Origin of the sequence: Clostridium algidicarnis, assembly GCF_000703125.1 — a bacterium.
GTDB lineage: Bacteria > Bacillota > Clostridia > Clostridiales > Clostridiaceae > Clostridium_L > Clostridium_L algidicarnis.
Genome location: NZ_JNLN01000001.1, coordinates 555,844 through 567,573 on the forward strand (window position 1 = coordinate 555,844; position 11,730 = coordinate 567,573).

The window sequence follows — 11,730 nt, forward strand, 5'->3', positions numbered from 1 at the left end:
AGGTATTTTTAAAATAACATTTCAAAATACCCTGTGTTTTTTTAGTATGTATTAATACTTTATAAGCATAGCACAAGTTATCCAATTACCACCTATTGACCAAAAAGCAACATTGTCACCCCTTTTAACTTGTCCACTTTTAATTCCTTCATATAATGCTATAAATGGGCTGCTAGTACCAGTGTATCCATACTTATCTCCTACATAAATAAACTTATCTCTACTAACTTCAAATTTCTCTGCACTGCCATCTATTATAGGTAACGCAAATTGAGAAAAACAATACCAATTAATATCATTAAAATTCATTGAGTGCTTTTGTAATAATTTATCTATACTTTCCTTTGCATACTGAATTATAAAAGATCCATCAAAGGGAGTCCAGTCAACCTTTCTATCATTAATTTCACTCTCATAAGTTTTTGAAGCCCCACAAGCAGGGAACTTCACAATATCTGGATATTCAGAATTAGTAGTATAAAAACTATCTATGAATCCGCAATCCTCTTCCGTTTTCTCAAGTATTACAGCACAAGCACTGTCCCCGAATAAAGGATATGTATATTCATCTTCTTCTCTACAATGTACAGACATATAGTCAGCACCTATTATAAGAGCTCTTTTCATGTTATCACTGCCTTTAAGATATCTACTAGCATAATCAAATGCTACGATCATGCCAACACAGTCAGTATTACTATCAGTACAAAATGTCTCAGCCTTTCCCTTTATGGCTTCGTGAACCATTAATGATTGAGGTGGGATAGTATACTCTGGAAACTGACTTGTAAATATAATCAGATCAATATCCTCTCCTGTAAGGCCAGCCTTATCTAAAACCTTTTTAGACGCCTCTATTCCCATAGTTAATGTATTTTCATGTGCATTATTTATGATATAGCGTTTATCTTTTCCAAAGGCCTTAAGAAGTCTATCTATGTCCTTTCCTTGTTTATTAAAATGATCTAAATAATACTGGTTTCTTACCTGATTTTCTGGGTGATAAACTTCTACTTCTCTAATTTTTATGTTTGTCATGTGTTTTCCCCATTTCTTTATGTCATTATTTCTATTTCTATTTCTATTTCTATTTGTATTATATAATTACATACCTTATATTACAATGATTAGTACATATCTTAATTTAACCTGAACTAACAGTATATCAAAATAAAGAATTGTTGGTAAATACCTATCAGCAATTTTTATAGCTTACATATAAACTCTTAATATGTTTATATAGTAAAATAAATAAAGAGCCTCCAAAACATAGGAAGCCCTTATCTTTTATCTATTTCATTATCTTACATATATCATTTGTAAATTCTACTGGGTCATTAATTGGTAATCCTTCAATTAATAGTGCTTGAGTATATAGTAAATTAGTATATAAATCTAATTTTTCTTTATCCCCTTCAAAAGCACTCTTTAAAGCCTTAAATACATCATGATTAGTATTAATCTCTAGTATCTTATCTGCCTTTATTTCTTGATTATTTGGCATTGAATTTAATATTTTTTCCATCTCTATAGATATTTCCCCATCATTAGAGAAACATACTGGATGATGTTTTAATCTTTTAGATGCTCTTACCTCTTTTATCTTTCCAGATAATGCTTTTGTCATATATTCAAAGAGTTCTTTATTCTCCTCTTTTTGTGCTTTTTCTTCTTCTTTTTCACTTTCCTTAGTTTCAATACCTAAGTCATTGCTAGCAACTGATCTAAATTCTTTTTCTTTATAGGACATAAGCATCCTAATTGTAAATTCGTCCACATCATCTGTAAAGTATAATATTTCATATCCTTCTTCTGCAACTAATTCAGTTTGTGGAAGCTTTTCAATTCTTTCATTAGACTCACCTGATGCATAGTAAATATATTTTTGACTTTCAGGCATTCTAGAAATATATTCATCTAAAGTTACCAGCTTTTTCTCTTTAGAAGAATAGAACATAAGTAAATCTTGTAACATTTCTTTATCAGTTCCAAAATCATTGTAAACTCCATATTTTAGTTGTCTACCAAAGGACTCATAGAACTTTTCATACTTTTCTCTTTCATTCTTCAATAAAGATAATAGTTCACTTTTAATCTTATTTTTAATGTTTTTTGCAATAAGTTTTAGCTGTCTATCGTGTTGAAGCATTTCTCTTGAGATATTTAAAGATAAATCCTCTGAATCTACCATACCTTTTACGAAACTAAAGTAGTCTGGTAATAAATCTTGGCATTTATCCATAATAAGTACTCCACTTGAATATAGCTCTAACCCTTTTTCATATTCCTTTGTGTAATAATCATAAGGAGTGTTTTGTGGAATAAATAATATTGAGTTATATCTAACAGCTCCATCTACAATTATATGAATATGCTTTAAAGGCTTATCATATCCGTAATGTTTTTCCTCATAAAACTTATCATAATCCTCTTCTTTAAGCTCACTTTTGTTTTTCTTCCATATTGGCACCATTGAGTTAATACTTTGTTCTTCTATATACTCTTCATACTCATCTTCAGTGCCCTCTTTTAATTTAGTATTAGTTATATCCATCTTTATTGGGTATCTTATAAAATCAGAATACTTTTTAATGATTTCTTTTAATCTATATTCATCTAAGTACTCGTCGTAATTTTCATCTTCAGTATTTTCTTTAATCTTTAATATTATTTCAGTACCAACAGAATCCTTTGTACAAGGCTCTATGGTATAACCTTCTGCTCCTTTAGACTCCCACTTGTAAGCTTCATCACTATCTAAAGATTTACTAATCACAGTAACTGTTTCAGCTACCATAAATGCAGCATAAAAACCAACACCAAACTGACCTATAATGTCATGGCCATCCTTAGAATCATTTTCCTTCTTAAAAGCTAAAGATCCGCTTTTTGCTATAACCCCAAGGTTATTTTCTAACTCTTCCTTTGTCATACCTATACCAGTGTCAGTAATCTTTAATATTCTATTTTCCTTATCTGCTGCTATCTTTACATAGTAGCTTTCCTTATCAAAGCTTAGACTATCATCTGTTAATGCTCTGTAATAAATTTTATCAATAGCATCACTAGAGTTAGATATAAGTTCCCTTAAAAATATTTCCTTATGAGTATAAATTGAATTAATCATTAGATCTAGCAGTCTTTTAGATTCTGCTTTAAATTCTTTTGTTTCCATGTAATTCTCTCCCTTCAGAATAAAAACCACGTAACAAAAAATGTAGCGCAGTAAAAAATATAATATAGAAAACTCTTTAAGCCCCAAACATAAGTAGTAAATGTATTAAAAACACATACACAGTTATTTTCTAAGATGTCTTAGACCCTAGTGCTCAAATAGTCACTCTACTGTTAGCACTCTATAAGAGTGAGTGCTAACTCCTAATACAGATATACCATATTTTATTTAACATGTCAATATTGAAATGAAAATGTATGAAGAATATCTGATGGATTTATAGTCCAGGAAGCACTAACTGCTCATAACCTTTTTTATCCTCAAATTTATGAAGATATTCAAAGCATTGATCCACACCAAACAAAATATCATTGGATGCACATACATCTCTTAAAATCTTCATTAACTTCTTATTGTTAGCACTAGTTAATTCATAGGAGTAGCCATACCTTTCTATATACCTATCTTTCATACCCGGAAAATATTCATCCAGTTTCTTGTAAAAACATTCCCGATTTCCGTCCCTCATAGTCACTCCCATACCAAAACAGATAATGCCATGTACCTTCGCCTCTACACAATAATTAAGAATGCCCCTTATATTCTCTTCTGTATCATTTATAAATGGCAAAATGGGACATAGCCAAACTACTGTAGGAATTCCATTATCACGCATAACCTTTAACACTTCAAACCGTTCTTTTGTAGTGCTCACATTTGGTTCAATAACCCTGCACAAATCTTCATCATAAGTTGTAAGTGTCATCTGAACTACACACTTTGTCTTCTCATTAATGTCTTTCAGTAAATCTAGGTCTTTTAAAATTCTTGCAGACTTAGTCTGTATAGAAAGTCCAAATCCATAAGTATTAATAATCTCAAGACACTTCCTAGTGTTCCTAAGGTTTTCTTCTAAATGGATGTATGAATCGCACATAGCTCCCGTAGCTACCATACACTTTTTTCGTTTTCTACGCAGTACATCCTCCAATAGCTTTGGTGCATTTGTTTTTACTTCTATGTCTTCAAAATCATGATTAATCTGATAACATCTGCTCCTAGAATCGCAATAAATACAACCATGTGTACAACCACGATATATATTCATCCCATTCTTTGCAGATAAGATTCCTTTTACCTCTATTTCATGCATAATGTTCTCCTACAAACTAAATTTGTCTAATAGTCTTAACTATACTTGTAAAGTTCAGATGGAGAAAGTACTTCTCATAATAAAACTCCACCTGAACCTAAGAATTACTTGATTAAAAGTCTTCGTATTTTAGAGTATAATCTCTCACTATAAATTATATCATATTACTAAGGCTTTCATATAACACCTATAAAATACTACATACAAAAAAAGAACAGATTATTAAACTTTCTGTTCTTTTTTTGACCTATTATTATATTAAATTCATTAAACTTCTAATATGAATTTATATCTAAGTAAGGTGTATAGTAATTTAAAAAACTTGCCCCAATTGCTACAAATAAAATTGCTCTTCCTGTTCATTCTATCTATAAGAACATTATCATTGATAGAATAAACATGAATATAACTCCACCAACCATTGGCACCGATGTCCTTTTTACAACGTCTAGAGCATTTTTCTTTACAGATCCTGCTACAATTACGGTAACTGCTGCCACTGGTGACACTGCTCTCATTAGATTTCCTGCAAGTCCCATTGGAACTGAAATTGCAATAGGGCTAATTCCTGCTGCCTCTGCTAATGGAACTATTAATGGAATCATTGCAAAGAATAAGGCTGTCCCACTACCTGAAAGCAATACTATTAGCATAGATAATGCTACCAATATTAGTGGAAGAACTATTCCCATGCCTGTACCTTGTGTAGAAATCATAGTCTTTTGTAAAGTACTAATCAATCCAATTGAGTTTAATCCTGCTACAAATACACTTGCTGCTACCAATAATGCCACAATTGAAACTCCACCTGCCATTCCCTTAAAGAAGGCTTCTGTTTCTTCCAAAACCTTTTTATCTCCCTTGTGCCTAACTAATTCACAAATAATTGCAATGATAAAACTTAAGATTGATGCTACTTCTACTGATAATGCTGATGATGAACCTGTGAAGTAAACCATAATCAATAATAATATTGGCAGTAATGGTAGTAATGCATATACTGTTTTAAATAGTGCCGATCCCTTAATTTCACTAACTGCTTTTATTTCAACCTCTTCTTGATCCAAGTTATTTACTTGTTTTTTATCCATAAACTTTTGCCAAAAATAATGTAAAACTGCCATGAACCCTAGTGTAGGAATTGAAACTATAGCATGATATTTAAGCACATAATCTGTTACTGTTAATCCTGCATAGGCTGGAAATTTCGCTAGTTCTTGAGCAATTGCAACATTGTCACTTCCAAGAGGTGTTGGTATTACTGTTGCCGTTGTGGCAATAACTGCCGCCGCTGTTAATGTACTCATGCCTGACCTTTTTAAAACTGGAAATAATGTAGCTAATAATATAATTGCTAAGTTAGAAGCACTTGGAATTACTAAAGAAAGTAAGTTACCTAGTAAAAATACAATTGGAACTAATATATAAGTTGATTTAATTTTACCTATTGGTTTTGTTAAAACACTTACAGTAACATCATTTGCTCCTATTTTACTCATATAAGCTGAGTATCCGCCTAAGATCAAAATGATAAATCCTGCCGCTGATAAGGTTTGTTTAAAGATATCTGCTGTGGCTTTTAATGGGTCAAGTAGTATGAGACCTGTAGACTCAAACTTTTTAATTGCTATACCATTTCCCATTGCAATGGAAATATACATTAATATTATACCAATAGCAAATAGGGTTATTTTTATATCCATTTTCTTTATTAGCATGTATATTACTAAAGCAATTGCAATAATAGCTGTCCCAATCATTATAAAATTGTTCATAATAAATTCCTCTCCCTTATATTTATTTTATATACAGTTTTTAATTGAACTCATAAACCATTCTTTAAATATATTTGGATTTATGTCTGTACACACCTTTGCATTTGGCGCTTTTCCGAGATATCCTTTTAAGTCAACTATAGTGCAACCCATAGTTAAGTTACTTTGTGTTTCAACATCTATAAATGTTTCTGTTATCTCATACATTTCAGGACAAAGTATATAAGCTATTGCACAGCTATCATACATTTTTAATCCTGTTTTAAAGCTTCCGCCTCTATACTTTTGGAATAATGAATACATCATGTGACCAGTTTTTCCGAAGGTTTTAATTTCTTCACTATCCTCTGGGTATACTAGTGCCTTAAGCCCCATATCTAATCCTGCCATTACTAGCTTTACTCCACTCATAAATACAATTTTAGCTGCCTGTGGGTCTGTTGCTATATTAAATTCACCCATAACTGTCTTATTTCCTCTTGTCAAAGATCCACCCATAAATACAATTTCATCAATATTAGCTTTAACTTCTGGGTACATTTTTAATAACACTGCAATATTTGTAAGTGGTCCAATAGCCATTATAGTTATTGGAGTTTCACTTTGAAGAATAGTCCTTCTCATTGCCTCAACTGCATGTTCTTCTAATAAATTACTACGACATGGCTCTCCAAAGTCATATCCATCCATTCCCGATGCACCATGAACATTTTTTGCATCATCAAACTTTTCAAGTAAAGGCTCTTCAAGACCTTTTGCTACAGGTATACTTTTCCCAAAAAAGGTCAATAGTTTTAATGTGTTCTCAGTTACTAAATCAAGACTAACATTTCCAGCTACAGTTGTTATAAGTTCTACATCTATTTTATCCGAAAATAGTCCTATGGCTATTGCTATTGCGTCATCGATACCTGGGTCAGTGTCTATTATTAATTTTCTTTTGTTCATTGGGCTTCAGCCTCCTTTATATTTGAACAATTTATTTGCTTTTTAAGTATATTTAAAGATTTTGTTAGCCTTTTATTTGTTTTCAACAAATTTATTGAATTTTTATTTATTTTCAAAAAACTTATCAACTTCTTCAAGAGTTGGAATAGATATTTGAGCTCCTTCTCTTGTAACAGTTAGAGCAGAAACCTTTGTTGCATATAATAAAGCTTCGTATAAAGGACTACCAAAAGATATCTTTGCTACTAAGGCTCCTATAAATGAATCTCCTGCGGCCGTAGAGTCAACAGTCTCCACCTTATATGCATTTATCCTAATTACTTCATCTAAGGTTACAGTTATACTACCTTTTGACCCTAATGTAATTATAATATTTTTTGCTCCCTTATTTTGAAGGATCTTTGCTGCCCTTTCACACTCCTTGGAGTTGTTAGGATATATATCCGTTAACAGCTTACATTCACTTTGGTTAATAACTAAAATATCTATATGTTTATAATACTCATCTTTAAATAGCTTAGCTGGTGCTGGATTTAATACTGTTACCATTCCAATACCTTTTGCATACTCTATTAACTTAAGAGTCGTATCTACATTGTTTTCAAATTGAGTTACAAATATATCTTCTTTACTTGCAAGTTTATCTAAGTTATCCTTTGCAAGATTAAAGGTTAAATCGTAATTTGCACCTGGATTTAAAATTATCCTATTATCATTTTCATGGCATACAATCATCGCTATACCCGTGGGTTGTTTTTTATGTACTTCAATACCATCTGTATTAATTCCATTATTTTTTAAAGCACTTAGCACTTCAGCTCCAAAAGGATCATCTCCAACACTTCCTATAAATGATACCTCTGCATTTGATTTTACTGCTGCAACTGCTTGATTTCCACCTTTACCACCTGCATTTAGCAAAAAATCATGACCTTGGATAGTCTCACCCTTACTCGGAATATTATCAACTTTAATTGTAAGATCCATATTAAGACTTCCAACTACAATAACTTTTCTCATACTATTTATCACTTCTTTCTCTTTAAGCAAATCATACCTGCTCCAAATCCTTCACTTGGCCTTTGTACAAACCCAAATCTTTCATAAAATCCTTCTGTATTAGGCATAGCCATAAGCCCTATATAAGCATTTTCACAGCAACATGATTCTATATAATCTAATAAGTTATCTACAACCATTTTTCCTATCCTTTTACTTCTATACTTAGGATGAACCACCACATCTTTTATGAAAAATACAATTCTTCCATCTCCAACTACTCTTCCAATAGCAATAGGATTTTCATTATCATATATAACCACACTATAAATCGTGTTTTTTAATGCTTCGATAATATCTTCTTTATGATATTGTTGCATATTTGCATACTGCCTTATGCTGTGATATATATCCCATGTTAATCCATTTTTACATATTTTCATTTTAACATCCCCTGTGGTAAAACGTTTTATCAATATGAAATATGATATCATCAGGTGTAACCGTTGTCAACATTTTTCATGAATCTTTTTGATTTTTTTCATGAAATATAGTATGTTTTTTTATTTTATATATTCAATTGTATTTAACAAAAATTTCACAAATAATATGATATACTTATTTTGGTGATTAAAATGAAAATTAAGTTAAAAGATATTGCTAAACAGGCAAACGTATCCATAACCTCTGTGTCTTTAGTTTTAAATAATAAACCTTGTAGAATCTCTAGTGAAAAAAAAGATTTAATTAAAAAGATTGCAAAAGATAATAATTACACTCCAAATATTAATGCAAGAAGCCTAATTACAAATGAAACCAAAACCCTTGGACTAATTATTCCTGATATTGAAAACATATTTTTCTCAAGGCTTACCAAAACCATTGAAACTTATTGCAGGCAATTTGGATATGCTTTGATTATAGTAAACTCAAATGATGAATATAAAGAAGATCTTTATTTGTTGGACCTATTATTAGCAAGAGGTATAGATGGTCTTTTTATTACTATTTCTAATTCCGCATATAATAATAAAGAAGAGGTATGTTTAAGGCTAAAGAAATTAACCATACCCTATATAATGATTGATCGGGTTTTCGATGAATTAAACTGTAATCAGGTGTATTTCAATAATGTAAAAGGCTCTTATCTTGCAACAAAGCATTTAATTGAAAATGGACATTCTAAAATTTCTTGTATTACAAATTCAATTTATTCAAAAAACACTGTATCACGCTTTGAAGGCTATAAAAAAGCAATGCAGGAACATGGTTTAGAAATAAAGAAAGATTACATTATTGAAGGAGATTATCGTATGCAAAGTGGCTATAATACTGGCGATATGATAATCAAAAATCACACCACTGCTGTATTTGTTACAAATGATATGATGACCCTTGGACTTCTTAAACGATTAAGCGAAAAGGATATAAAAGTTCCTGAATACTTGTCTATTGTAAGCTACGATAACTTATTAAATGACTTTATCCTGGGTCCAGGCATAACTTCTATTAATCAAAACATTTCAAATCTAGGAAAAACAGCTTGTGACTTGATGCTTAGCCTTATTAAAAATGAAGAAACAGCAATTAAAAAGATATGCTTAGATCCTGAGCTAATTATAAAAAAAAGCGTTAAAAATATAGTGTAACTTTTAAAAATATGTAATGTCCACCAAGACATTATCTTGTAATTAGAGTATTCCTATTTTTGTTTCCGAATATATTAACAAGGATTTACTATAAAATTTACTTTACTTTTGTAAAAAAGATGTAAGTGCTCAATGGTAGAAACATGCGAAGTCGTGTTATTTATGTTGTATGTAATTAATGGCATTAATTAAGTTTATTCGGATCTACACAAACTTATACTAGGAGGTTTTTGTTATGAAATATAAATACAAAGAATTAACAATAGAAGATTTAGATTGCTTAATAAACAAATATATAATCTACTACAATGATGAAGGTGGCAAATGGACATATGATTTAGCTAAGAAAAGACTTGAGCAAATCTTTTTGACACCATATTTTTACGGTATTGGGCTATATGATGAATCTGAATTGGTAGGATTTGCAGTGGGCTGTTTTAAATACTTTGACGATGTTCTGCTTTTTTATTTGGAAGAAATACTGGTGTTTAGAGAATATCAAAACAAAGGATTAGGAACTAAAATATTACAAGAACTAGAAACCTTAGTAAAGAAACAAGGTGCACAAAAAATAGACTTATCTACAACCTTTGAGGATAAACACCAAAGATTTTATTCTAGACTCTTTTATAAAAAGTCTACTTTTCTTATTCCTATGTATAAAAAGATTTAATATTTAAGACACATTCTTCTTAAATTATGCCATAACTGTAATCTATTAAGAAGTTATAAGGAGTAATTAGAAATGAGTAATTTTAACCAAACTAATATAATAAAAGAAATTTTACAATTTGAGTATGAAAATAAAATGATTTCTAAAGGAAATAATTTTCCAAAGCTTAATATAAATGAGTATAATCTAAAAGATATATGTGTATTACTACACAATAAAATAAAAATTAGTGAAATAAGTAGATATTTTGGATGGTCACAAAAGGAATTATCTGATAGATTAGAGCTATTGCTTAAAGAAGAACTTATTATAAAGAAAGAAAATAAGTATATTCCTTATTTAATGGTTATTTCATTAGAAGAAGGGAATAAATTAAATGAACAATTAGATAAAACCGCATATAACGTTGTAAAATTGATTGAGGATAAATTTGATGACATAAAGAAAGAAACATATAAATTTGAATGCTTTAAACAATTTAAATTTAATGAAATATCTCTATTTATTTTAAGTAATGTTGTATTAGACTCTATACAAATAGATAATGTAGAAAAGTTATTTTTGAAATCTGAAAGAACAAGCCGAAATGGTATGAATTACTATTATTCATTACAAGAGAAATATAAACATACTGAAAAAGAATCATTGGGCATATACGGAAATATGTTTAGATATTATGGAGATATTGCATTTGGGCTTTATGGGAATGAAAGAAATGGAATTAACTTTCATACAATTGATAAACTTTATTTGGAAACATACTTTGGTAGTTTTAATTTTAAAAGTGTAAATGATCTTAAAGGATACTTGTTGAAAGAACTTTTAAAGTTTTTTAACGAAAAGGACTATGAACTAACTCAAAATCTTATAAGTGGATTTAATAGTTTGGGAATAATGAAGGGTACTAAAATTAATATTCCAGTTCTAAATGAAGATGATTTTTATAGATTAAATGATATAGCTAATATTATAAAGGATGATTATATAGATATTTTTGAGGAAAATCATAAAAGTATCCATTATAGCTATAATAATTCTGTATATTCAAATGAAATATCTTTTGAAGAATATTTCATTTGGTGGTATCACCTACTATATTCAAGAGTAACGGACCTATTAATTGGAGCCCACATAATTGACATACCTAACACAGGTAATTTTAGTTATGTAGTTTCGTAAATTAGGTTGTAAAAGCATTATATAATATCACACCACCATGCATATCATTCGGTACACGGGACTCAATAAAAATTAATATTGGATATACCGACTTTTTACAGGTTGCAATTAAAGAGGCAAGAGAAGAAATAAGTATATTAGTGCACACCTACACCTTTCCATAGCATATGTTCTTATCG

At 30.1% G+C, this 11,730-nt stretch carries 10 protein-coding genes; 3 read left to right on the forward strand and 7 right to left on the reverse strand.

Going from position 1 to position 11,730, the window contains the following annotated elements; genetic code table 11:
• Positions 1–51 precede the first annotated feature (51 nt).
• The 7 genes from BV55_RS0102705 to BV55_RS0102740 all read right to left on the reverse strand — a co-directional run bounded on the left by BV55_RS0102705 (position 52) and on the right by BV55_RS0102740 (position 8,493).
• The gene (locus BV55_RS0102705; RefSeq protein WP_029451215.1) at positions 52–1,038 is read right to left on the reverse strand and encodes a ketoacyl-ACP synthase III; all 987 of its coding nucleotides are present in this window, start codon (positions 1,036–1,038) and stop codon (positions 52–54) included.
• Between the two features lie 253 nt (positions 1,039–1,291).
• Positions 1,292–3,175, reverse strand: coding sequence for a molecular chaperone HtpG (htpG, locus tag BV55_RS0102710; protein WP_029451216.1), 1,884 nt, complete (start codon positions 3,173–3,175; stop codon positions 1,292–1,294).
• A gap of 277 nt (positions 3,176–3,452) precedes the next feature.
• Positions 3,453–4,328 carry an SPL family radical SAM protein gene (locus BV55_RS0102715; RefSeq protein WP_029451217.1) on the reverse strand — a complete coding sequence of 292 codons (876 nt, stop codon included), beginning with the start codon at positions 4,326–4,328 and terminating at the stop codon, positions 3,453–3,455.
• A gap of 368 nt (positions 4,329–4,696) precedes the next feature.
• Positions 4,697–6,103, reverse strand: coding sequence for a C4-dicarboxylate transporter DcuC (dcuC, locus tag BV55_RS0102720; protein WP_029451218.1), 1,407 nt, complete (start codon positions 6,101–6,103; stop codon positions 4,697–4,699).
• Positions 6,104–6,130: 27 nt separating this feature from the next.
• On the reverse strand, positions 6,131–7,051 hold the full coding sequence (rihC, locus tag BV55_RS0102725; RefSeq protein WP_029451219.1) for a ribonucleoside hydrolase RihC: 921 nt from the start codon (positions 7,049–7,051) through the stop codon (positions 6,131–6,133).
• Between the two features lie 102 nt (positions 7,052–7,153).
• Positions 7,154–8,101, reverse strand: a complete 948-nt coding sequence (gene rbsK / locus BV55_RS0102735) for a ribokinase (RefSeq protein WP_084170483.1) — start codon at positions 8,099–8,101, stop codon at positions 7,154–7,156.
• Positions 8,080–8,493 (reverse strand): GNAT family N-acetyltransferase, encoded by a 414-nt coding sequence (locus tag BV55_RS0102740; RefSeq protein WP_029451221.1) that lies wholly within the window; start codon positions 8,491–8,493, stop codon positions 8,080–8,082. The genes rbsK and BV55_RS0102740 overlap by 22 nt, the downstream gene beginning before the upstream one ends.
• A 192-nt stretch (positions 8,494–8,685) precedes the next feature.
• On the opposite strand from BV55_RS0102740, the gene BV55_RS0102745 reads away from it, so the two are divergent.
• The 3 genes from BV55_RS0102745 (at position 8,686) to BV55_RS0102755 (ending at position 11,551) form a co-directional block, all read left to right on the forward strand.
• Positions 8,686–9,699 carry a LacI family DNA-binding transcriptional regulator gene (locus BV55_RS0102745; protein ID WP_029451222.1) on the forward strand — a complete coding sequence of 338 codons (1,014 nt, stop codon included), beginning with the start codon at positions 8,686–8,688 and terminating at the stop codon, positions 9,697–9,699.
• Between the two features lie 235 nt (positions 9,700–9,934).
• Complete coding sequence (locus BV55_RS0102750; protein ID WP_029451223.1) at positions 9,935–10,372, forward strand: GNAT family N-acetyltransferase; 438 nt, start codon at positions 9,935–9,937, stop codon at positions 10,370–10,372.
• Positions 10,373–10,444: 72 nt separating this feature from the next.
• A complete protein-coding gene (locus BV55_RS0102755; protein WP_029451224.1) occupies positions 10,445–11,551 on the forward strand; it encodes a hypothetical protein in 1,107 nt (368 codons plus the stop codon).
• Positions 11,552–11,730: the final 179 nt, after the last annotated feature.

Coding starts and splice junctions, on each gene's coding strand:
- htpG (WP_029451216.1), bottom strand. CDS start 3,175: ATGGAAACAAAAGAATTTAAAGCAGAATCTAAAAGACTGCTAGATCTA.
- BV55_RS0102705 (WP_029451215.1), bottom strand. CDS start 1,038: ATGACAAACATAAAAATTAGAGAAGTAGAAGTTTATCACCCAGAAAAT.
- BV55_RS0102750 (WP_029451223.1), top strand. CDS start 9,935: ATGAAATATAAATACAAAGAATTAACAATAGAAGATTTAGATTGCTTA.
- rihC (WP_029451219.1), bottom strand. CDS start 7,051: ATGAACAAAAGAAAATTAATAATAGACACTGACCCAGGTATCGATGAC.
- BV55_RS0102715 (WP_029451217.1), bottom strand. CDS start 4,328: ATGCATGAAATAGAGGTAAAAGGAATCTTATCTGCAAAGAATGGGATG.
- BV55_RS0102740 (WP_029451221.1), bottom strand. CDS start 8,493: ATGAAAATATGTAAAAATGGATTAACATGGGATATATATCACAGCATA.
- BV55_RS0102755 (WP_029451224.1), top strand. CDS start 10,445: ATGAGTAATTTTAACCAAACTAATATAATAAAAGAAATTTTACAATTT.
- BV55_RS0102745 (WP_029451222.1), top strand. CDS start 8,686: ATGAAAATTAAGTTAAAAGATATTGCTAAACAGGCAAACGTATCCATA.
- dcuC (WP_029451218.1), bottom strand. CDS start 6,103: ATGAACAATTTTATAATGATTGGGACAGCTATTATTGCAATTGCTTTA.